We start from the raw sequence: 22,332 nt of genomic DNA, 5'->3' as shown, positions 1-22,332 counted from the left end.
GACGGGATACGCGCGCGCTTTTTCCAGACTTGAGCTGCGGCATCGGGCGATGCCTGGTGCCGCCGCGCCTGGCTCAACAAACTCCGGCGCAACAAAGCCAACGCAAGGGAGACGAGGATGCGTCCGAATCATTCCGCCACCGGTGCGAGCCGACATCGCGCTATCGCAGGCCTGCTCGCATGTGCCACTGCTGTGCTGATGGTTCCGGCCTCGCCGCTGCAGGCCGAGGAAGCGCAGCCGTTCCGTCTCTGCGCCGATCCGACCAACCTGCCATTCTCGAGCGACAGCTCGTCGAAGCCCGGCTTCTATGTCGAGATCGGACAGGCCCTGGCGCAGGCGCTCGGCCGGCCGATCGCCTATGACTGGTACAAATCCTATTTCGGCAAGCGCACCGTGCGCGTCACGCTGCTCGGCAAGCAATGCGACGCCATGATCGGGCTGCCGCGGTCGGAGGATTTCATGGGCCCGGCCATGATCTTCTCCGACACCTTCGTGAAGGAGGGTTATGCCCTCGTGGCTGCCAAGGAATCTGCGAAGGGCGCGGCGATCGGCGGCATCGACGGCCTCAAGGGCAAGCGTGTCGCCGTGCAGTTCGCCAGCACGCCGCAAAACCTGCTCGCGAGCCGCGACGACATCCAGAAGGTGACGGTGCTGTCGCCCGAGGAGGGCATGCAGGCGCTCGACCAGGGCAGGGCCGACGTCGCCTTCATCTGGGGACCGGTCGCCGGCTGGCTGAACAAGACCAGCTACGACGGCCGCTACCAGATCGAGCTCACCGAGGGCGAAGGCCTGTCATGGGATGCCGCCATCGGCTTTGCCAAGACCTCGACCGAGCTGCGCGACCGCGTCAATGCCGTGTTGCCGCAGCTTCAGGGCAAGATCGGCGAGCTCGCCGTGAAGTACGGTCTGCCGAGCGGCACGCCGGTCCGCTTCGGCGCGGGGCCGGCGGCGGTGACGACGGGCACCGGAAGCGGAGCCGGCATCGCCCAGGTCGCCAATGTCGTGGCGACCGAGACCAAGGGCGATGCGGTCGCGCCGGGCAGCGAGGCCGTCGGCGCGGGCAAGGAGATCTTCAACGGAACCTGTGCGCATTGCCACGGTCCCGATGCGATCCAGAGCGAGCGGAAGATCGATCTGCGGCTGCTGCGTCACCGCTACGGCGACGATATGCGCGAGAAGTACTGGACCACCGTGCATGAGGGACGGCCGACCAAGGGCATGCCGGCCTGGAAGGAGGTCTACACCGATGACCAGATCGACAGCATCTATTCCTTCCTGCTGACGGTCCAGACCGAATCGAACGACTGAACGGTCTTGACCGAACCCGCTGGGGAGGATGTGGTAGCGTCCATCCGGCACCATCCCGGTGCCGGGCGGATGCCGGATGGTTCCGCCTCTTCCGCTGCGGCGGCGGATGCCCATACGGTGCAGCATTCGGCGATGCAGTCCTGTGAAGGCGCCATGACCAGCTTCCTGATCGTCGACGATCATCCGCTGTTTCGCGAGGCGCTCGGCAATGCGGTGCGGCTGGCCTTGCCGGAGGCGCGGATCTTCGAGGCGGTGTCGATCGAGGATGCCCTTCATATCCTGACGGCCGAGCAGGGCGAAGGCATCGACCTCGCGCTGCTGGACCTCTCGCTGCCGGATGCGACCGGCTTCTCCGGCTTTCAGCGCCTGCGCGAGGCCCATCCGCGCCTGCCCGTCGCCATCGTGTCGAGCGAGGAGGACCAGCGCGTCGTCCGCGAGGCGCTGGAGCTGGGAGCCGCCGGTTATCTGCCGAAGTCGCTGTCGAAGCGCGAGCTGGCGCAATCGATCGAAGGCGTGCTGAACGGATCGGTGTCGGTGCCGAAGGATTTCGTGGCGACGCCGCAGCGGCGGCGGGCCGAGGCCAGCAAGGCGCTCGAGGTCAAGCTGCGCGAGCTGACCCCGCAGCAGCTTCGCGTGCTCGAGCTGCTGCGGCGCGGCTATCCGAACCGGCAGATCGGCCAGGAGCTTCAGCTCGCCGAATCCACGGTGAAGGCGCATATCACCGAAATTCTGCGCAAGCTCGGCCTGTTCAGCCGCAACAAGGCGATCATCGAGATCGGCAAGGTGGAGCTGCCGGATCCCAAGGCCCGGCCTTATGCGCGGGCCGACCGCGGGCGGCCGCAATGAGGCGCAAGGTTCCGCTTGATCTGGATCAAGCCGGTCTGGTCCGGCTGGGACATCCTCGTCTCGGCGTCGATCCCGTCGATCATCTGGCCGATCAACCAGGAATGGCTCACACGTGATGCGGTTTCTGATCGTCGAAGACCATCCGTTGTTTCGCGAGGCTCTCGAGGGCGCGCTCCAGATGGTGGCGCCGGCCGCCGAGATCCTTCAGGCCACCTCGATCGACGGTGCGCTCGAGCAGGCCGCTGCGGCTGCCGAGCTCGACCTCATCCTGCTCGATCTGTCGATGCCGGGCACCACGGGCCTTTCCGGCATCATCCGCATCCGCAAGGCCTTTCCCAGGATTCCCGTCGTCATCGTATCAGGGCATCAGGATCCGCAGATCGTGGCCGGCGCCTTGTCGCTCGGCGTCTCCGGCTACATCCTCAAATCGTCCTCGAAGCAGGAGCTGGCGCAATCGATCGGCGAGGTTCTGCGCGGCGCGGTCTGTGTCCCTGCCGCCTATCGCGCTCTGGTCCGCCCGCAACGCGCTGTCGGCCCCGCGCAGGATCTGCTGAAACGCCTGCACGAGCTGACGCCGCAGCAATTGCGCGTGCTCGAAATGCTCAAGCGCGGCCTGCAGAACAAGCAGATCGCCTTCGAGCTGAACATCTCCGAGACCACGGTGAAGGTCCACGTCTCCGACATCCTGCGCAAGCTCAACGTGCTGAGCCGCACCAAGGCCATCGTCGAAATGTCCCGGATCGATTTCGCGACGCTGGCCGGCGAGGGCGCTCCGCCACGGCGCGAGCATGCTCCGCCGGATCAGCAGTGACTTGATTCACCGCTTTTGGCCATCCGGGGGCGTCACAGCCGGCAGGTAATTCACTGACACGTCAAAGCCATAGCATGCTGTAAGATGCTACCGGTACTGTGCATGGGGTTGTTTTCCGACTTTGGTTGCGCGCGTCAGCTCAGCAGGAACGACAGCAGCGCCCGCATCTCGGCCGGCTTGATCGGCTTCTTCAGCACTTCGAGGCCCTGCAGGCTCGCCTGCTTCGCCGCCTGTTCGGAATAGTCGGCGGTGATGATCATGGCGGGCGTGTCGAGCTTCAAATGCTCCCGCACGTCGGCGATGGCGGAGAGGCCGCTCTCGCCATGATCGAGATGGAGATCGGCGATCACGACGTCTGGCGCGCCGCCGAGCTCGCTGAGGCGCACGAGCGCGTCCGCACTCGACCGCGTGGTCGCGACGTCGCAGCCCCATCCCTCCAGCAGCGCGGCCATCGCCTCCGAGCCGTTCGGATCGTTCTCGATCAGCAGGATCTTGGCGCCTTCGAGCCCGCTGTAATCGTAGTGACGCGCGGCGGGCACGACCTCCTGCACCTCGTCGGCGACTTCAGTGAGGTCGGCCGGCTCCAGCTCCAGGGTGAAGGTCGATCCCCTGCCGAGCTGCGACGACAACCGCACCTCGTGCCCGAGCTCGCTGGCGAAGCGGCGGACGATCGAGAGGCCGAGCCCGAAGCCGGCCTGGTCGGCCGCCGTGGCGTCGCCGCGCTGGAATTCGCGGAAGATCGCCTCCTGCTGCGCCTGCGCGATGCCGGGCCCGGTGTCGGAGACCTGGACGCAGATCTGCCCGCTGCGATGCCGGCATCCCATCACCACGCCGCCGCTGCGGGTGTAGCGAATGGCATTGGCGAGCAGGTTCTGCAGGATCCGCCGCAGCATCATCGCATCCGACCTCACCGCCAGCTGTGAGGTGCGGATGCGCAAGGACAGGCCCTGCCGCGCGGTGACCGGCTCGAATTCGTTGCGGAGCTGCTCGAACAGGGGCGCCAGCGCGATCGCGCGCACGTCGGGCTTGAGCGCGCCGGCGTCGAGCTTGGCGATCTCCAGCAGCGAGCGCAGCAGGTCCTCCAGCATCACCAGCGAGCGGCTGGCCTGGTCGATCAGCACGCCCGCTTCCTGCGATTCCATCATCTCCGTCAGCGCGGACAGGGTCAGGCGCGCCGCATTGAGCGGCTGCAACAGGTCGTGGGTGACCGAGATCAGCACCGAGGATTTCAGCGAGCTTGCCGCCTCCGCCTGCTGCTTGGCGCGGTAGAGCCCCTCATTGGCGCGCTCGACCGAATGCAGCGCCTCGCGCAATTGGTGCGTCCGGTCGCGAACCTTGTGGTCGAGCGCGATGGCGGTTTCGAACAATGAAAAGGCGTTGAGCTGCTGGTCCATCGAGCGCTCGACGCGCGACATCAGCGCGGCATTTATCTTCCTCAGCTTGGCGGCCTCGCGCCTGAGCTGGTCGACCGCATCGGGTCCCTGCCACATGTCGGTCACGACGGCCGCCTTCCGATCGCAACCCCGGTAAAGGTCTGGTTCACATGCATGGAGCCGAACTGCTCGCCATAGGTGTGAAAGCCGACCACGCGGTTCTGCCGGTACAGCTCGGACATGTCGCGGGCGAGCTGATGCTGCTCGGCATCGAGGCGGCGGAACAGGCACTCGAAGCCGATATAGAGCGAGACGTCTCCGATCTGGTCGCGGATATCGGCGAACGTCTCGCGGGCCGCGCCGACCAGGCTGCGCGAGGTCGCCGCGGTCAGCACCATGCCCTCGTCGATGGCGCAGAAGAAGTGCAAGGAGCCGTCCGGCTCGACGCGCTGGATCGAGCGCGCGTAATAGGCGCCGCCGACGCGGACCAGGACCGGATGCGAGGCGAAGGAGAACGGATCGAGCTTGGCGTCCATGATGCCGACCACGCGCGAATATTCCTGCGCGGCAGGCTCGGCGTTCAGCTCGCGGACCGTTCGGTTTTCGATGTCCGCCTCGGTCACCACCATCTTCTGCGCCAGCGGCTCGAAATTGTCGCATTTGAAGACGCGGAACGGCAACGAGGTGTTGAGCAGGATCAGCAGGGCGGCATTAGTGTGCGCCTTGCCACCGAAGAACACGAACGTCTTCTCGAAGCGCAGCCCGTCGCCCGCGGACCCGCCGACGACCGGAATATCGTCCAGCGATGCATAGAGCGCGGACATCACCGCTTCTTCGCGGCGGCACAGGCCGTCGATCAGGACCAGGCCGAAGGGACTGCCGCGCTCGACCTGCGGCGTGGCCCGCAACAGCTCGTGACGAAGCTCGCCGCCGATCCTGCGGCCGTCCTCGACGCGGAAGCTGTCGAGGTTGAAGATCGGCCGTACCGCCGCGGAGAAGTCGGCGCGGCTGAATGCCAGCGCCACCACGCTGTTCTCGTCCCAACCGTCGGGGGCAAGCTCGCCCGCGGTGGTGCAGCCGCAGACCTCTGTGTCATCGAAATGACGGCTGATCTCGGCGATGAAGCGATCAGGGTCGTAGCTCGGAGAGAGGAACACAAGGATCAGCGCCAGCCCGTCGGACGGCAGCTGGGCCGCCAGCTCGGCCACGGCGTCATCGACGCTCGCGGCCTTCGACTTGGCCACGGCAACGCCCGACGCACCGCCAAACCGAAAATCGGTTTGCCCCACTCCGTTTCTCCCTCGAGGCTTGGTCTGGTGCCAAGTCCCTGACAAGTGCCTGATAAGTATTCGAGAGTAGGGCGTTTTGCAGGTCGCCGCAACACGGCACCCGCTCCCCGCGGGGCCCGGACGGATTTACCACCCCTTGAGGATTCTGCCCTAATTTTGCGCATGGTTCGGAGCGGGCTGCTTCCGGGCCGCAGAATGCTGCAAGAACATGGACTGGGGGTTGGGAATGTCCGGGCGTACCGCGTCGCCGTCGAAACGTGCACTATTTCCGACCCTCAGGTTCCGCGCAAAGATCATCCTCAGCTTCGCCGCCGTGCTGGTGATCTCCGCCGGCAGCATGGCCTTCGCCTATTTCGGCTTCGAGCGGGTCGCCTCCGGCGTCGGATCCTACCGCAGCAGCGTCTCGGAGGCCGATCTCGCCCGCAATATCGACCGCGAGCTGCTCGCCTATCGTTCGGCCGCCAAATATTTCGTCGTCACCGGCAAGGAAGACGACGCCAAGGCGGCGCTCGATTCCGAGGCCAGCCTGAAGAACGCCATCGACCAGGCCGTCAAGGCCGCCACCAAGCCGGCACGGCAGGAAAGCGTCGGCAAGCTCGCCAAGGAGTTTTCCAACTTCTCCGCCACCTTCGCCAAGGTGCTCCAGGCCAAGCGCGACAGCGCGCTGCTGGTGCAGAACCAGCTCCAGCGCAACGCCAACCTCCTGAAATACAAGCTCGACGATATCGGCAACAACGCCTCCGACGCCGAGGCGCAGGCCATTGAGTTCGGCACCAAGCAGGTCAACGCCCAGTTCCAGACCGCGAGCGCTGCAGCCACTCAGTTCGTGTTGACCTCCGATCAGGCGATCGCGAACAGCGCGCTGGCGCGGCTGAAATTCGTCGAGAACTCGCTCGGCGCGGTCTATTCCATGGACGACAAGGTCGTCGCCGGGCTGAAAGATGCAAAGGGGTTCCTCGGCGCCTATCGCGAGTCGCTGGAGAAGCTGATCGCCAACGCCAAGCTGGTCGATGACCTCGTCACCGAGATGAACGGCTCGGCCGGTGCGATCCAGCAGGGCGCCACCGTCATGAAGGTTGACCTCGTCGCCGAGCAGCAGCGGCTGGATTCGGAATCGGAGGCGACCATCGGGCGGACCGAGCAGCTGGTGCTGATGCTGGCCGTCGGCGGCACGCTGCTCGGCGCGGTCCTCGCCTTCCTGCTCGGCACCGGCATCTCGCGGCCGATGATCGCGATGTGCACGGCGATGCGCGAGCTCGCTTCGGGCAATTTCGACGTCGTGCTGCCCGGCCTGGGGCGCAAGGACGAGATCGGCGAGATGGCCGGCGCGGTCGAGGAGTTCAAGATCCAGGCCGTTGCCAAGGCCGAGCGCGACGCCGCCGCGAGCGAAGTGCAGAACCGCGAGCAGGCCGCAAGCCGCCGCGCCGAGCTGATCCGCTTTGCCGACGATTTCGAGAGCGCCGTCGGCGCCATCGTCTCCAACGTCTCGGCCTCCGCCGTGCAGCTGGAATCGGCGGCCTCCACCCTGACCCGCACCGCCGAGACCACCCAGAGCCTGTCGAGCCAGGTCGCCGGCGTCTCCGAGCAGGCCTCCTCCAACATGCAGTCGGTCGCGACCGCGACCGAAGAGCTGTCCGCCTCGGTCGAGGAGATCGGCCGCCAGGTGCGCGATTCCAGCCGCATCGCGGAGGCTGCCGTGATGCAGGCCAAGGAGACCGACGGCCGCATCGGCAAGCTGTCGCACGCCGCACAGCAGATCGGCGAGGTGGTCAAGCTGATCACGGCGATTGCCGAGCAGACCAATCTGCTCGCGCTCAACGCCACCATCGAGGCCGCCCGCGCCGGTGAGGCCGGCCGCGGCTTCGCGGTCGTGGCGAGCGAGGTGAAGTCGCTGGCGAGCCAGACCGCGAAGGCGACCGACGAGATCTCCTCGCATATCGCAGGGATGCAGGGAGCGACCGCCGAATCGGTTGCCGCGATCAAGGAGATCGGCGCGACCATCGGCCAGATCTCGTCGATCTCGACCTCGATTGCGAGCGCGGTGGAGCAGCAGGGCGCCGCCACGCAGGAGATCGCCCGCAGCGTCCAGACCGTGGCGCAGGGCACCCAGACCGCCGCCACCGACATCGGCCAGGTCAACCGCGGCGCCGCCGAGACCGGCTCGGCCTCGGAAGAGGTGCTGCACTCGGCCAAGACGCTGTCGAGCGAAAGCACCCGTCTCCGCGCCGAGCTCGACCGCTTCATGGGGAATATCAGGGCGGCGTAGGTAGGCGCGCCTTAACAAATCCCTACGTCACCTAACCGCCAGTTGCGGCGCCACAAATTTACCGCAGCTTATCCTTTGCCGGTTACCGTGCACATGAGTCGGGAAGCGGGCTGCTTCCGGGCTGCGCCTGGTTTTCCGCGAATGGAATGGGGTGGGGGAATGTCGGTCAAGTCCAAGTCGAGCCAACCAAAGTCGAGCCAATCGAAGTCGAACCAATCGAGGCTGCCAACGCTGCGTTTTCGCGCAAAGATCATCCTCGGCTTCGTGGCGGTGCTCGCCATCCTCGCCGTCAGCATGGCGTTTGCCTATTTCGGCTTCGAGCGGATCGCAGGCGCCGTGGCCTCCTACCGCACCAGCGTTGCGGAAGCGGACCTGGCGCGGACGGTCGATCGCGAGCTGGTCGCCTATCAGGGGCTGGCGCGGGCCTATACCCTGACCGGCGCGGCCGACGACGAGACTGCGGCCAAGGCCGCTGAGGCGAATCTGAAGAACGCGATCGCGAAGTCGATGGCTGCGACGACCGGTGCCGCTCGCCGTGAGCAGGTCGGTAAGCTCGATGTCGAATTCCAGAGCTTTACGAAAGTCTTCAGCGAGATCATCACGCTGACGCGCGAGAACAGCAAGATCGCGGCCGACGAGCTCAACAGTGTCGGCAATAAGATCCGTTTCAAGTTCGACGATCTCGCCGACACCGCGGCGCTGGCGGGCCTTTCCTCGGTGCAGACCACGGCCAAGGACATCACCTCGCAATATCTGGCGGTCTCCACCTCGGTCAGCGCCTTCGTCGCCAAGCCGGAGCCGAAGACCGCCGACGGCGTCATCGCCCGCATCAAGTTCCTCGAGACATTGCTGGTCTCCGTCTACGCGAACGACCAGAAGATCACGGATCGCGTCAAGGAGATCGGCGATCTCCTGAAGCAGTACCGCGCCTCGTTCGCAAAGCTGACCGAGAACGTGAAGGTCATCGTCAAGCTGAACGGCGAGATGACCAAGACGGCGGCGACCATCCTCAAGCTCTCGGCCGAGCTGCGGTCGGATCTCACCACCGACCAGCAACGCATCGAGGCGAGCGCCAATGCGACGATCGTAGACACCGAGCAGCTGATGCTGATGATGGCGCTCGGCGGGCTGGCCATCGGCATCGTGCTGGCCTTGTGGCTCGGCAACGGCATCTCGCGGCCGATGATCGCGATGTGCAAGGCAATGCGCGAGCTCGCTTCGGGCAATTTCGACGTCGTGCTGCCCGGCTTGGGGCGCAAGGACGAGATCGGCGAGATGGCCGGCGCGGTCGAGGAGTTCAAGATCCAGGCCGTTGCCAAGGCCGAGCGCGACGCCGCCGCGAGCGAAGTGCAGAACCGCGAGCAGGCCGCAAGCCGCCGCGCCGAGCTGATCCGCTTTGCCGACGATTTCGAGAGCGCGGTCGGCGCCATCGTCTCCAACGTCTCGGCCTCCGCCGTGCAGCTGGAATCGGCGGCCTCCACCCTGACCCGCACCGCCGAGACCACCCAGAGCCTGTCGAGCCAGGTCGCCGGCGTCTCCGAGCAGGCCTCCTCCAACATGCAGTCGGTCGCGACCGCGACCGAAGAGCTGTCCGCCTCGGTCGAGGAGATCGGCCGCCAGGTGCGCGATTCCAGCCGCATCGCGGAGGCTGCCGTGATGCAGGCCAAGGAGACCGACGGCCGCATCGGCAAGCTGTCGCACGCCGCACAGCAGATCGGCGAGGTGGTCAAGCTGATCACGGCGATTGCCGAGCAGACCAATCTGCTCGCGCTCAACGCCACCATCGAGGCCGCCCGCGCCGGTGAGGCCGGCCGCGGCTTCGCGGTCGTGGCGAGCGAGGTGAAGTCGCTGGCGAGCCAGACCGCGAAGGCGACCGACGAGATCTCCTCGCATATCGCAGGGATGCAGGGAGCGACCGCCGAATCGGTCGCCGCGATCAAGGAGATCGGCGCGACCATTGGCCAGATCTCGTCGATCTCGACCTCGATTGCGAGCGCGGTGGAGCAGCAGGGCGCCGCCACGCAGGAGATCGCCCGCAGCGTCCAGACCGTGGCGCAGGGCACCCAGACCGCCGCCACCGACATCGGCCAGGTCAACCGCGGCGCCGCCGAGACCGGCTCGGCCTCGGAAGAGGTGCTGCACTCGGCCAAGACGCTGTCGAGCGAAAGCACCCGCCTCCGCGCCGAGCTCGACCGCTTCATGGGGAATATCAGGGCGGCGTAGGTTCGGGGCATGGAGCCTTGCGCTATCCTCTCCCGCCGTCGTCCTGGACGACGGCGGAGTAAAGAGCACGACTCTCACTCCCTTCCGAACGCGCGCTTCAGCTCGACCTTCGCGCGCTCCAGTCGCGTGCGCTGCGTCTTCGGCAGCGTCTTGCCGGCGCGGTTGATGTAGAAGGTCAGCATCGACAGCGCCGAGCGATAGGCGCCGGCCTTGCGTCGCGAGCTGTGCTCGGCCGAGCGCTTCAACGAGGCCGCAATCCTCTTTGCGCTGGTCAGCTTGAACACCCCTTGCTTGAGGTCGAGCGCATCGCTCTCCTGTGTCACGCGCCGCGACCAGCGCCTTGTCGCGCGTTTCGTGCTCTTGGGCGCGGCCCCGCTACGCCGGGTGCTCGCCTTGCGTGGGCTGCTGTTTCGAGAATGTGTCGTCTTTCTGACCTGAGCCATGCGCCAACTCCTTGCGGCTCCAGCGGAAACGAGCGGTGCTCGCTGGCGTTCCCGCGGAACCCGGCCCCATCGCAAACGTTGTCGCAGGTGGCAGGCAGAATGCCGCACCCCCATGATCGGATCGACCCCGTCCACGTCGTGTGAACCGGGGCCGCTTCCATTGATCAGACGCAACAACCCGATGGAATTGCAGCAAAGCCCAGCGCTGAACTATGCACCGATAGTCCCGGCGGCGGCCGCGACCGACCGCATCATCGAGACCAGCATTCCTGCGCGGCTCGATGCGCTGCCGTGGAGCGGCTTTCACACGCGCGTCGTGCTCGCGCTGGGCATCACCTGGATTCTCGATGGCCTTGAGGTGACGCTTGCGGGTGCGCTCTCGGGGGCGCTGAAGCAGAGCTCGTCGTTGCATTTCACCAATCTCGATCTCGGCATCGCCAACTCAGCCTATCTCGCGGGCGCCGTGCTCGGTGCGCTCGGCTTCGGCTGGTTGACCGATCGCATCGGCCGCAAGAAGCTGTTCTTCATCACGCTCGCGCTCTATCTCTCGGCAACGGCCGCGACCGCGCTGTCGTGGGATGTCGCGAGCTATGCGCTGTTCCGCTTCCTCACCGGCGCCGGCATCGGCGGCGAGTACACCGCGATCAACTCGACGATCCAGGAACTGGTGCCGGCGCGCTATCGCGGCTGGACCGATCTCGTCATCAACGGCAGCTTCTGGATCGGCGCCGCGATGGGCGCGGTCGCTGCCATCGTGCTGCTCGATCCTGCAACGATCGGGCCCGATCTCGGCTGGCGCCTGGCCTATCTGATCGGCGCCGTCCTCGGCCTCGTCGTGCTCTTGATGCGGATGTGGATACCGGAAAGTCCGCGCTGGCTGATGATCCACGGCAGGCCGGACGAGGCCCACGCCATCGTCGACGGGATCGAACGTTCGGTGATCGGACACGGCCAGGACGCGGGCGAGGGGCGCTTCCCGAAGATCCGCCTGAGAATGCGCGATCACACGCCGATCGCCGAGGTGATCCACACGTTGTTCTCGGCCTACCGTCAGCGCGCGCTGGTCGGTCTCGCGCTGATGAGTGCGCAGGCGTTCTTCTACAACGCCATCTTCTTCACCTTCGCGCTGGTGCTGACCGATTTCTACGGCATCCGCTCCGATCACGTCGGCTGGTATTTGTTGCCATTCGCTGCCGGCAATTTCCTCGGGCCGCTGCTGCTCGGCCGACTGTTCGACACGCTCGGCCGCCGCATCATGATCATGTTCACCTACGGCGCATCGGGCGTGCTGCTGGCGCTGTCGGGCTATCTGTTCTCGATCGGCGTGCTGAGCGCGCAGGGGCAGACCATCGCCTGGATGGTGATCTTCTTCTTCGCCTCGCCCGCCGCGAGCGCGGCCTATCTCACCGTCAGCGAGACCTTTCCCCTCGAGGTCCGCGCGCTGGCGATCGCGGTGTTCTATGCGGTCGGCACCGGCATCGGCGGCGTGATCGGGCCGGCCCTGTTCGGCGCGCTGATCGACACGGGATCGCGCACCAGCGTGTTCGCCGGCTATCTGCTGGGGGCCGTCCTGATGATCGCGGCTGCGATCGTGGCGTGGCGCTATGCCGTCGCCGCCGAGCGCAAATCGCTCGAACATATCGCGCGGCCGCTCGCCTTTATGGAGTAGACTGATGAAATCGGAACTTGCGGAAATGGCGTTGGACCAGAAGCGCACCATGCCTGACGAGGACGAGACGCCTGAAACGGTGCCGGTGCCGCATGCGCTGGTGCCGCATCTCGATGAAATCGCCATTCTGCTCGACATCGACGGCACGCTGCTCGAGTTGATGCCGACGCCGCGCGAGGTGTGGGTGCCGCCGGGCCTGTCGGAGACACTGAAGCATCTGACCGAGCGTACCTCCGGGGCGCTGGCGCTGGTCAGCGGCCGCTCGCTCAACGACATTGACCTGATCTTCGCGCCCGACGTGTTTCGCGCGGTCGCCGGCCATGGCGCGGAGATGCGGCTGGCGGTGGACAATGAAGCGGATGCCGTGCACGCGCCGCCGCTCGACAAGGAGCTGAAGCGGCGTCTCGCTGCGATCGCAAAGCTTTCGCCCGGCATCCTGCTCGAGGACAAGGGCTATTCGCTCGCGCTGCATTATCGCCTCGCGCCGCATGCGGAGAAGGCGATCTACGAATCCGTCTCGCTGATCCGGGCCGATCTGCCCAATGCGCCGATCGAGGTGCTGCCCGGCAAGTTCGTCTGCGAGATCAAGCATTCCGGATTCACCAAGGCGAGCGGCGTGCGCGAATTGATGAAGCACGAGCCGTTCAAGGGGCGTCGTCCTATCTTCATCGGTGACGACGTCACCGATGAAACGGTGTTTGCCATCATGCCCGACATGGACGGGCTGGCGTTCTCGGTCGGTCGCCGCGCCATGGGTGTGAATGGCCATTTCGATGCGCCGGCGGATGTGCGTGCGTTCCTTGCCCACCTGCTCGATCCCAGGTGAAACCAAGGCAGCGCCATCTCGCAGACATAAAGGCTGGCATCGCTGCGCCATTGCGCGCCGCAACGCATGCTGCGCAACCGGACCGGAAACGCTGTTTTTCTACGCTGAAATTACCGGGTTCCGCGAGGGAAACCAGTTCCAACGCACACGCCCGATTTTGGTTTCAATTGGTTGAAACGATGATCAGGAACCATATTGATGAACGGCAGTTAAATGGGGCGGAATGAACAGGAGGGGACGACCTGTGAACTTGATTGTCGTTTCAAATCGCGTCGCCCGCGGCAAACCCAACGAGCCCATGACGGGCGGCCTTGCGGCGGCATTGCTTCCCGTGGTGGAACATTCTGGTGCGATCTGGGTCGGTTCCTCCGGCCGGGTCCGTGATGGCCATCAGAAGGAACCGTTCGCCGAGATCGAGGCGCTCGGGACAGGCGCGATTGCGACGCTGGATCTGCCGGCGGCGCATTACGGCGGCTATTACGAAGGCTTCGCCAATTCGGCGCTGTGGCCGGCGCTGCACTCGCGCAGCGATCTGATTCGCGTCTCGCGCGAGGACTATGTCAGCTATCGCGAGGTCAACGCCTTCATGGCGCGCGCCTTGATGCGTTTCCGCAAAGCCCGGACTGCGTTCTGGGTGCAGGACTATCATTTCCTTGCGCTCGGCGCCGAGCTGCGCGAGCTCGGCGTCGATGATCCCATCGGCTTCTTCCTGCATACGCCGTGGCCCGTCACTGCTGTGATGCAGGGCGTGCCCAACCATCGCGAGCTGATCACGGCGATGCTAGCTTACGATCTGCTCGGCTTCCAGACCGAGGAAGATCGGCAGAACTTCCTCTCTTATGTCGGCGGCGAACTCGGCCTCGCCATCGAGGACGGCATCGTGACCTCGCAACACGGTCGCACGCGCTGCGAAGTGTTCCCGATCGGCATCGATGCGGAGAAGTTCGCCGCCTATGCCGCGAAGTCGGCCGCGCATCCGGACGTGTCGCGGCTGCGCCGCAGCCTCAACGGCGAGCGCCTCGCGATCGGCGTCGACCGGCTCGATTACTCCAAGGGTCTCGTCAACCGCATCAGTGCATTCGACCGGCTCTGGACCGAGCAGCCGCAGTTCGCCCGCAGCATCTCGCTGCTCCAGATCGCCAACCCCTCGCGCGGGGGCATCGAGGCCTATGGCAATCTCCAGAACGAGGTCGCGCGGCTCGTCTCCGACGTCAACGGCCGCCACGGCGAGGTCGACTGGACGCCGATCCGGTATCTGAACAAAGGCTTCAGCCAGGCCGTGCTCGCGGGCCTCTATCGCACCGCGCAGATCGGCGTGGTGACGCCGCTGCACGATGGCATGAACCTCGTCGCCAAGGAATACGTGGCCGCACAAAACCCCGCCGATCCCGGCGTGCTGGTGCTGTCGAAGTTCGCCGGCGCCGCCAACGAGCTCGACGCCGCGCTGCTGGTCAATCCGCATGACATCGACGGCATGGCCCGCGCGATCGCGATCGCAGCCTCGATGCCGCTCACCGAGCGCAAGATGCGCTGGGACGCGATGATGAAGAAGCTGCGCGGCCACACCATCCAGCAATGGTCCGCCGATTTCGTCGCCGAGCTCGAGAAGTGCCGCACCGAGAAGGCCGCCGTCGCGCCGCTCGCAGCCCAGCCGCCGCAGGCGCTGCGCTGGCTGAAGTCGGCGATATCAGGCGTGCGGTTGATCTAGTTCGTCTCCTCTCCTCACAAGCGGGGCGAGGTGAGAACGACAGCCTCAGTAGCAATACGACACGCCGTCCAGGACCGCGCATTGCCGCTTGTTCGGTGCGTTCGGATCGTCCAGCGGCACCACGCCCTTGCCCTGACCGACGAACACGCCGGTCCCGACATGCACCGAGCTCTTGTTGCCGATGATCACGCTCTGATGCGGCGCCGAGCTCGAGCGCGTGCCGTCCGGCCAGAGGATGGCATTGCCCGAAAGCACCCCGCGGCGGCCATCGTCGCAGCTGACGTCGACGCCCTGCCGGGTGCAGGCTTGGGCAAGGGCGGGGGTGGCAAAGGCGGATCCGAGAGCCGAAATCAGGCTCAAGGCGGCGATGGTCTTGCAGATGGTCATGGCGTCCCCGGTCGGGTTTGGCGGCTTGCCATGAATCGTCGCGCCAGAGCCGCCCGCGGTTCAGGCGGCAGGCCAACCCAGGCAGGTGTGAAGCCGGATATAGTGCTGTAAATACAATAAGTTGCGGAAAATCGCCGGATTTGGCCCGCGATCCCTTGCAAAATCGCCGGCGCCCCTTCAAGAGAGGGCGCTCCGGAGAGATGGCCGAGTGGCTTAAGGCGCACGCTTGGAAAGCGTGTGTGCGGGAAACCGTACCGTGGGTTCGAATCCCACTCTCTCCGCCATCACGTCGTTTAGCATCGGTCCGTTGCCAAGCCGTTAGCAGCCGCATCACACGCGGCCGACGCGGCGAACGAACTGCCAAACCATCTGCTCGTCAACGAGCCATCATTGTCAATCCAGGGGATCGGTGGCAATTGCGGCAGGTAGGATGCATACGGCATGACTTTCGCAAGCGTCACTCGGCCCGGAAACCGTGTGAGGAACACCTTGTTCATTCCCCCGTCCAGTCCGCTGTAGATCGGGGCGGCCGGCAAATTGTCTTCAAGCAATCGCGCATATTCGAGCTCGTCGGCGCGCCTCTTCTCGAGCGCCCGCCGCGCGATGTCCGGATTGACGACGAAGGGGGGACATTTTTCGCTGGGGTTGAACACTGGCGACGGGGAATTCGGCGGAGCTTGCGCATCGAAGACATAGCGGCGGTCGCACACATCAACCCTTGGTTCGAGTCGCGTCGTCTCGAAATGATCGTTGCCGATCTTGAGCATTTTCCAGAAGGCCAGGTTGGGACTGTTTCGATGCCGCGCCAGATTTGCCGGCGTCAGGCGGAACGGATAGGCCTGGACCTGGAAGGACGGGCGGCCGCCGAGGAATGTGTCGCGCGCCAGCGCATAGATTTCGCTGATCTGTTCGTCGGTCATGGCATAGCAACCGCTCGACCAGCAGTCGCCGTGGATCATGAGGAAGCTGCCATTGCGCTTGTGCGCCTTGTCGAACGTGTTGGGGAAGCCGAGGTTGATCGAAAGATAGAAGTTGGAGTTGGGGTTCATCAACTCGGGTGTAATCGTGTAGAACCCTTCCGGAGCCTGTCGGTCGCCCTCGTACAATTTCGGCCCGAGATCGCCCGACCACCGGCAGATCGGATAGGTCTTGAGGATCTGGAAGCGGCCGTTCGCGTCCTGTTTCCAGACCTCGAGCTCGGCCTCCTCCTTGAAAAGACGCACGAGGATAGGTGAATATTTCGGCATCTTCTTCTGCTCGAGCAGCGCGAGCAGCTCATCAGGCAGTTCCCTCGTCGCCTTCGCCGGCAACGGCTTGCTGCTGTCGCCAAGACACATGACCGGCGTCAAGGCCGCGGCAAAAGCCGCCGCCAGCACAAGGGCACGTCGGATCATGGCGCGGATCACTGCTGTGCCTCCAGCCTTTCCGATCGCGCGCCGCTACGTCTCGAACCCGACGAACACCGTCGCTTCCTCGACGGACTTTCGCTCCGACACCACCGCATTCGCTGGAAAAGTTTCATCCGGCCAGCCCAGCGCGATGCTTTTCATGATGACCTGATCGTCGGCGATCCCTGCGTGCTCGCGCACCACGGGGGATTGCATGATGCCCTGGCTGTTGATGACGGCGCCGAGCCCGCGGGACCAGGCGGCATTGACCAGGGCGGTCGCCACCGCGCCGCAGTCGAAGGGCGTATCGTCGCTGCCGTCGAGCACGCGATCATAGGTGATGATCACGCAGACGGGCGCGTCGAACTGGCGGAAGCCGCGCAGCACCCAGTCCTGGCGCTTCTCCATGTTGTCGCGCTCGATCCCCATTGCGGAGAATAATTGCTTGGCGACGCCGACCTGCCTGTCGCGGTGCTTGCCCGCAAAGGCCTGGCCCGTGCGGAACTCGCGCGATTGCGGGATGCCCGCCAGCATCCGTTCGGTGTTGCCGGCGCGGATCCGATCCAGCGGTTCGCCGGTGATGACATAGAAATTCCAGGGCTGGGTGTTCATCGATGACGGCGCGCGCATCGCCAAACCAATGATTTCCGCAATCAGCTCCTTGGGAACCGGATCCGGCTTGTAGCCGCGGATGCTCCGGCGACCGAGGATGACGTCATCGAATTGCATTTGTGTGGAATTCCCCTGACAAGTTCTGGTCAGGATTTTCGCGGAAAATTCCTGATCTTTCAATGCGGATTGACGACGGCTTTCGCCGCGATCGCACTTCACCCCACCACCTTCCATCTCCCGTCCCCCGCCCGCTTCAGCGTAGGGTCACTCACCCGCACGTGCTCGGCGAGGAAGTCGATGAACGCGCGCACGCGCGCCGGCAGGGGCGCGGTGTGGCCGACATAGACGGCGTGGATGTCCTCGCGGTCGCCGGGATTGTAGCTTTGCAGCACCGGCACGAGGCGGCCGGATTCGATGTCGGGGCCGATGTGGAAGAGGGCGAGGCGGGCGAGGCCGACGCCGCCGAGGCAGAGGCGGCGGGCGGCTTCGCCGTCGCTGGCGCGCGCGACGGGTGGCGGCATAGCCTCCTCCGTGCGATCGCCGCGCTTGAACGGCCATCCACCGCGCATGCGCGGAAAAGTCCAGCCGATGCCGCGGTGCTCGGTGATATCCGCCGGCGTCTTCGGCGTGCCGCAGCGGGCGAGATAATCCGGCGTGCCGACCACGACCATGCGGCTGGTGCCGAGCTTTCGTGCGATCAGACGTGACGCACGCAACGGGCCGACGCGGATGGCGACGTCGGCGCGCTCCTGCATCAAATCGATCGTCGTGTCCGTCAGCACGAGGTCGAGCGTGACGTCGGGGTGCTCCTTCAGAAAGTGCGGGATCAGCGGCATCAGATGCAGCATGCCGAAAGGAACGTTGCTGTTCACCGTAAGGCGCCCGCGCGGCGTCGCGCCGGACGCGGCCTCGCGTTCGGCTTCCTCCATCTCGGCGAGGATCCGCACGGCGCGCTGATAGAACGCCTGGCCCTCCTCGGTCAGTGTCAGCTTGCGCGTTGTGCGGTTGACGAGGCGCGAGCCGAGCCGGGCCTCAAGGCGCGACATCAGCTTGCTGACGCCCGACGGCGTCAGGCGCAGCTTTCGTGCGGCCTGCGTGAACCCGCCGAGATCGACGACGCGGACGAAGACCTCCATCTCGGCGGAGCGGTTGGTGTCGAAGCGAGCCATGTTGAATTCACGTCATAAATGATTGGATTGCGGACATTCTAATGATTTCGCGTGGACGCCGCTATCTGCGTGGCTCGTCTCATCCATCGGAGCCACGCATGCCTCCTGCCGTCCTCGCGCTCACCGCCGGTGCCTTTGGCATTGGCACCACCGAATTCATCATCATGGGCCTGCTGCTGCAGGTCGCCGCTGACATGCACGTTTCGGTGCCGGTCGCGGGCCTGCTCATCTCTGGCTACGCGCTCGGCGTATTTGTGGGAGCGCCAGTCCTCACCCTGGCGACGCGCAAAATGCCGCGGAAAACCGTGCTGCTGGCGCTGATGGCGATCTTCACGATCGGCAATGCGGCTTGCGCGCTGGCGCCCACTTACGAATTGCTGATGGCCGCACGCGTGCTGACCTCGCTCGCCCACGGCACCTTCTTCGGTGTCGGCTCGGTGGTGGCCACCAGCCTCGTCGCCGAGGACAAGCGTGCCTCTGCGATCGCCACCATGTTCATCGGCCTCACGGTCGCGACGCTGCTGGGCGTGCCCTTCGGCGCCTGGTTCGGCCTGATGCTCGGCTGGCGCGCGGCGTTCTGGGCCGTGACCGTCATCGGGGTGATCGCCTTTGCCGTGGTTGCAGCCCTCGTGCCCGGCCATGTCGGCAATGGCGACAAGCCGGTCTCGCTTGCCGAGGAAGTATCGGTGCTCGGCCGCCCGCAGGTGCTGCTCGGTCTTGCCATGACCGTGTTCGGCTTTGCCGGCCTGTTCGTCGTCTTCACCTATATCCAGCCGATCCTGACGCGTTTCACCGGCTTTTCGGACGCCGCGGTCTCGCCGATCCTGCTGGTGTTCGGCATCGGGCTCGCGATCGGCAACGTCGCCGGCGGCAAGTTCGCCGACCGCGGCCTTGGCGGCGCGCTGATCGGCACGCTCGCCGCGCTCGCCATCGTGCTGCTTGGGCTCGCCGCCGTGCTGTCGGTCAAGATCGCGGCGATCGTGCTGATCCTGCTGCTCGGCATCGCGGCCTTTGCAACCGTCGCGCCGCTGCAACTGCGGGTGCTGGAAGCCGCCGGCCCCGGCGGCCGCACGCTCGCCTCCAGCCTCAACATCGCCGCGTTCAATCTCGGCAACGCGCTTGGCGCCTGGGCCGGCGGCGTCGCCATCGAGCGCGGGCTGGGCCTCTCGGCACTGCCGCTGGTTGCGGCCGGGATCACGGCCGTTGGTCTCGTACTGGCGCTGTGGAGTCTCCAGCTCGATCGCACGGCGACCGCAGTCGCGGCGTGCCCGGCGGAATAGGGGAGCGATCATGGAATACCGACATCTCGGCGCTTCCGGGCTCAAAATCCCCGTCCTCAGCTTCGGCACCGGCACGTTCGGCGGCCAGGGTCCGTTGTTCTCCGCCTGGGGGCGCAGCGGCGCCGATGAGGCCCGCAGGCTGGTCGATATCTGCCTCGATGCCGGCGTCAACCTGTTCGACAGCGCCGACGTCTATTCGAACGGCGCCTCCGAGGAGATCCTGGGTGCTGCGATCAAGGGGCGCCGCGACAAGGTGCTGATCTCGACCAAGATGAGCCTGCCGATGGGTGACGGTCCGCTCGATGCCGGCTCGTCGCGACAGCGGCTGCTGGCCTCGGTCGATGCGGCGCTGCGACGGCTCGGCACCGACCATATCGATCTGCTTCAGCTCCACGCCTTCGACGCATTCACGCCGATCGAGGAGGTGCTGTCCACGCTCGATACGCTCGTGCGCGCCGGCAAGCTGCGCTATGTCGGCGTCTCGAATTTTGCCGGCTGGCAGCTGATGAAGTCGCTCGCCATCGCCGACCGGCACGGTTGGCCGCGCTATGTCGCGCACCAGGTCTATTACTCGCTCGTCGGGCGCGACTATGAATGGGAGCTGATGCCGCTGGCGCGCGATCAGGGCGTCGGCGCACTGGTCTGGAGCCCGCTGGGCTGGGGCCGGCTCACCGGAAAGATCCGGCGTGGCCAGCCGCTGCCGCAAGGAAGCCGCCTGCATGCCACCGCACAGTTCGGTCCGCCCGTGGACGATGCGCGCCTCTACGCCGTCGTTGACGTGCTGGATGCGATTGCTGGGGAGACTGGTCGCACCGTGCCGCAGGTCGCGATTGCCTGGCTGCTCTCGCGTCCTACGGTCTCCTCCGTGATCATCGGGGCACGCGACGAGGCGCAGCTACGCGACAATCTCGGCGCCGCCGGCTGGTCGCTGAGCGCGGACCAGATCAAGCGGCTCGATGAGGTCAGTGCGGTGATGCCGCCTTATCCGTACTATCCCTACCGCGTCCAGGAGGGCTTTGCGCGGATCAATCCACCATTGGTGTAGGAGCTCGCTCATAGAAGGCTGCGAATTGCGACAGAGCGTCGCGACAATGCGCCATGCAGAAACGCGCCTGTACATGGTCGCGTGACCTCCATAACCTCCGCCGCGCAATTTTTAGGAGATGCGGCGTGGCGAAGAAGACGGCGACCAAGAAGAAAAGTGTGTTGAAGAAGACGGCGAAGGCTCCGAAGAAGATGGGCTCCGGCCGCAAGAGCGCCGTCGCCAAGCCGGCCAGAAAGGCCGCCGGCAAATCGGCGAAGCCGCGCCGTCCGAAGGGGCCGGCCTGGCAATGGTCGGCCGTGGAGACCGCGGCTGCGATCCGCTCCGGCGCCATCTCGGCGGTCGAGGCGGTCGAAGCGCATCTCGAACGGATGCGCACCGTCAATCCGAAGCTGAACGCGGTCGTCGTCGATCTCTCGGAGGAAGCACTCAAAGCGGCGCACGCGGCCGACAGGCAGCGCGCAAAGGGCGGCGATCTCGGTCTCCTGCACGGAGTACCCATCACCATCAAGGAAAATGTCGACTACGAGGGTCGGCCGAACTTCAACGGCGTTCCCGCCAACAAGGATCTGATCGCGCCATCGGATTCGCCCGTGGTGCGCAACCTGAAGAAGGCCGGCGCGATCGTCATCGGGCTAACCAATACGCCGGAATTCTCCTTCCGCGGCTTTACCGATAATCCCCTGCACGGGCTGACGCTCAACCCCTGGGATCCCGAGATCACCTGCGGCGGCTCCTCCGGGGGCGCGGGCTCGGCGGTCGCAGCGGGCATCGGCACCATCGCCCATGGCAACGACATCGGCGGCTCGCTGCGCTGGCCGGCGCATTGCAACGGCGTTGCCACCATCAAGCCGACGCAGGGCCGCATCCCCGCCTTCAATGCCAGCGCAACGGCGGAGCGGCCGATGCTGGCGCATCTGATGTCGGCGCAGGGGCCGCTCGCACGTCACGTCGCCGACGTTCGTCTCGCGCTGGAGGCCATGAGCCAGCGCGATCCGCGCGATCCCTGGTGGGTACCGGCACCGCTGATCGGTGCGAAGCCGAAGGGACCGATCAAGGTCGCGCTGGCCAAGATCCCCGAGGATATGGACGTCGATCCCTCCGTCACGGCGGCGCTGCGTCAGGCCGCGGATCATCTCGAGCGGTCCGGCTACCGCGTCAGCGAGGTCGAGGTGCCCGATATCGACGGGGTCTGGCAGACCTGGTGCGACATCATCACGAACGAGACCGTGATGATGCAGGAGGCCGCCATGCTGAAGATCGCCTCGGAGGATTTTCACAAGGCTTGGGGCGGCATGAAGGCCAAGGCCAACGTGCTCGATCTCAAGGGCTGGATGCAGGCGACCGCCGCGCGCAGCGGTCACATCCGCGCCTGGCAATTGTTTTTCGAGCAATATCCGGTGGTGCTGGCGCCGACCACGGTGAAGCCGACGCCGGGTCCGCGCGAGGACACCGTCAGCCCCGAACGCGTGCGCGAGATATTCTGGGGCGAGATCCGCTTCATCTCCGCCATCAACGTGCTGGGCCTGCCCGGCGCGGTGGTGCCGGTGGCGCTGCATGACGGCAAGCCGATCGGCGTGCAGCTGATTGCCGGCCGCTATCGCGAGGATCTCGCACTCGATGCCGCGGCCGCGATTGAGAAGCGCGTCGGCGTGCTCGCACATCGGCTGTGGGAAAAAATGGCGTAGCGGC

18 protein-coding genes and 1 tRNA gene are annotated in these 22,332 nt (G+C 65.6%); 12 read left to right on the top strand and 7 right to left on the bottom strand.

Annotated elements, in window-relative coordinates; all coding sequences use genetic code 11:
- Positions 1 to 117 precede the first annotated feature (117 nt).
- From BDOA9_RS04380 to BDOA9_RS04370, 3 genes are all read left to right on the top strand, one after another.
- A complete protein-coding gene (locus BDOA9_RS04380) occupies positions 118 to 1,308 on the top strand; it encodes a c-type cytochrome (RefSeq protein ID WP_025032736.1) in 1,191 nt (396 codons plus the stop codon).
- Positions 1,309 to 1,461: 153 nt separating this feature from the next.
- Positions 1,462 to 2,154: a response regulator transcription factor gene (locus tag BDOA9_RS04375; protein ID WP_025032735.1), complete on the top strand. Its 693-nt coding sequence runs from the start codon at positions 1,462 to 1,464 to the stop codon at positions 2,152 to 2,154.
- Between the two features lie 115 nt (positions 2,155 to 2,269).
- Entirely contained in the window at positions 2,270 to 2,965 is a 696-nt protein-coding gene (locus BDOA9_RS04370) for a response regulator (protein WP_042335485.1), read from the top strand.
- Between the two features lie 134 nt (positions 2,966 to 3,099).
- Here the strand turns inward: BDOA9_RS04370 and BDOA9_RS04365 are convergent, their stop codons facing one another.
- Both BDOA9_RS04365 and BDOA9_RS04360 read right to left on the bottom strand, forming a co-directional pair.
- Positions 3,100 to 4,455, bottom strand: coding sequence for a hybrid sensor histidine kinase/response regulator (locus BDOA9_RS04365; protein WP_025032733.1), 1,356 nt, complete (start codon positions 4,453 to 4,455; stop codon positions 3,100 to 3,102).
- Between the two features lie 5 nt (positions 4,456 to 4,460).
- Complete coding sequence (locus tag BDOA9_RS04360) at positions 4,461 to 5,627, bottom strand: FIST N-terminal domain-containing protein (protein ID WP_025032732.1); 1,167 nt, start codon at positions 5,625 to 5,627, stop codon at positions 4,461 to 4,463.
- Positions 5,628 to 5,853: 226 nt separating this feature from the next.
- Here BDOA9_RS04360 and BDOA9_RS04355 point away from each other — a divergent pair, with 226 nt between their 5' ends.
- Both BDOA9_RS04355 and BDOA9_RS04350 read left to right on the top strand, forming a co-directional pair.
- Positions 5,854 to 7,893 (top strand): methyl-accepting chemotaxis protein, encoded by a 2,040-nt coding sequence (locus BDOA9_RS04355; RefSeq protein ID WP_025032731.1) that lies wholly within the window; start codon positions 5,854 to 5,856, stop codon positions 7,891 to 7,893.
- A 141-nt stretch (positions 7,894 to 8,034) separates the two neighbouring features.
- On the top strand, positions 8,035 to 10,116 hold the full coding sequence (locus BDOA9_RS04350; protein ID WP_082847785.1) for a HAMP domain-containing methyl-accepting chemotaxis protein: 2,082 nt from the start codon (positions 8,035 to 8,037) through the stop codon (positions 10,114 to 10,116).
- 74 nt (positions 10,117 to 10,190) lie between these two features.
- Here the strand turns inward: BDOA9_RS04350 and BDOA9_RS04345 are convergent, their stop codons facing one another.
- The gene (locus tag BDOA9_RS04345; protein WP_025032729.1) at positions 10,191 to 10,559 is read right to left on the bottom strand and encodes a DUF3175 domain-containing protein; all 369 of its coding nucleotides are present in this window, start codon (positions 10,557 to 10,559) and stop codon (positions 10,191 to 10,193) included.
- A gap of 181 nt (positions 10,560 to 10,740) precedes the next feature.
- On the opposite strand from BDOA9_RS04345, the gene BDOA9_RS04340 reads away from it, so the two are divergent.
- The 3 genes from BDOA9_RS04340 to BDOA9_RS04330 all read left to right on the top strand — a co-directional run bounded on the left by BDOA9_RS04340 (position 10,741) and on the right by BDOA9_RS04330 (position 14,762).
- Positions 10,741 to 12,228 (top strand): MFS transporter, encoded by a 1,488-nt coding sequence (locus BDOA9_RS04340; protein WP_025032728.1) that lies wholly within the window; start codon positions 10,741 to 10,743, stop codon positions 12,226 to 12,228.
- A gap of 4 nt (positions 12,229 to 12,232) precedes the next feature.
- Positions 12,233 to 13,054 (top strand): trehalose-phosphatase, encoded by an 822-nt coding sequence (otsB, locus tag BDOA9_RS04335; protein WP_025032727.1) that lies wholly within the window; start codon positions 12,233 to 12,235, stop codon positions 13,052 to 13,054.
- 244 nt (positions 13,055 to 13,298) lie between these two features.
- Positions 13,299 to 14,762, top strand: a complete 1,464-nt coding sequence (locus BDOA9_RS04330; RefSeq protein WP_025032726.1) for a trehalose-6-phosphate synthase — start codon at positions 13,299 to 13,301, stop codon at positions 14,760 to 14,762.
- Between the two features lie 45 nt (positions 14,763 to 14,807).
- Here the strand turns inward: BDOA9_RS04330 and BDOA9_RS04325 are convergent, their stop codons facing one another.
- Positions 14,808 to 15,149 (bottom strand): hypothetical protein, encoded by a 342-nt coding sequence (locus tag BDOA9_RS04325; RefSeq protein ID WP_025032725.1) that lies wholly within the window; start codon positions 15,147 to 15,149, stop codon positions 14,808 to 14,810.
- 194 nt (positions 15,150 to 15,343) lie between these two features.
- Here BDOA9_RS04325 and BDOA9_RS04320 point away from each other — a divergent pair.
- Positions 15,344 to 15,433 (top strand) — tRNA-Ser (locus BDOA9_RS04320).
- A 9-nt stretch (positions 15,434 to 15,442) separates the two neighbouring features.
- On the opposite strand, the gene BDOA9_RS04315 is transcribed toward BDOA9_RS04320, so the two are convergent.
- The 3 genes from BDOA9_RS04315 to BDOA9_RS04305 form a co-directional block, all read right to left on the bottom strand.
- Positions 15,443 to 16,555, bottom strand: coding sequence for a L,D-transpeptidase family protein (locus BDOA9_RS04315; protein WP_025032724.1), 1,113 nt, complete (start codon positions 16,553 to 16,555; stop codon positions 15,443 to 15,445).
- A 33-nt stretch (positions 16,556 to 16,588) separates the two neighbouring features.
- Positions 16,589 to 17,266: a nitroreductase gene (locus BDOA9_RS04310; RefSeq protein ID WP_025032723.1), complete on the bottom strand. Its 678-nt coding sequence runs from the start codon at positions 17,264 to 17,266 to the stop codon at positions 16,589 to 16,591.
- Between the two features lie 98 nt (positions 17,267 to 17,364).
- Positions 17,365 to 18,318 carry a LysR family transcriptional regulator gene (locus BDOA9_RS04305; RefSeq protein ID WP_025032722.1) on the bottom strand — a complete coding sequence of 318 codons (954 nt, stop codon included), beginning with the start codon at positions 18,316 to 18,318 and terminating at the stop codon, positions 17,365 to 17,367.
- A gap of 98 nt (positions 18,319 to 18,416) precedes the next feature.
- Between BDOA9_RS04305 and BDOA9_RS04300 the strand changes: the two genes are divergently transcribed.
- From BDOA9_RS04300 to BDOA9_RS04290, 3 genes are all read left to right on the top strand, one after another.
- On the top strand, positions 18,417 to 19,598 hold the full coding sequence (locus tag BDOA9_RS04300; RefSeq protein WP_025032721.1) for an MFS transporter: 1,182 nt from the start codon (positions 18,417 to 18,419) through the stop codon (positions 19,596 to 19,598).
- 10 nt (positions 19,599 to 19,608) lie between these two features.
- Positions 19,609 to 20,643: an aldo/keto reductase gene (locus BDOA9_RS04295; RefSeq protein WP_025032720.1), complete on the top strand. Its 1,035-nt coding sequence runs from the start codon at positions 19,609 to 19,611 to the stop codon at positions 20,641 to 20,643.
- A 125-nt stretch (positions 20,644 to 20,768) separates the two neighbouring features.
- Positions 20,769 to 22,328, top strand: a complete 1,560-nt coding sequence (locus tag BDOA9_RS04290) for an amidase family protein (RefSeq protein WP_025032719.1) — start codon at positions 20,769 to 20,771, stop codon at positions 22,326 to 22,328.
- The last annotated feature ends 4 nt before the right edge of the window (positions 22,329 to 22,332 follow it).

The organism is Bradyrhizobium sp. DOA9, assembly GCF_000617845.2.
GTDB lineage: Bacteria > Pseudomonadota > Alphaproteobacteria > Rhizobiales > Xanthobacteraceae > Bradyrhizobium.
This window is presented reverse-complemented; position numbering and strand designations above follow the sequence as displayed.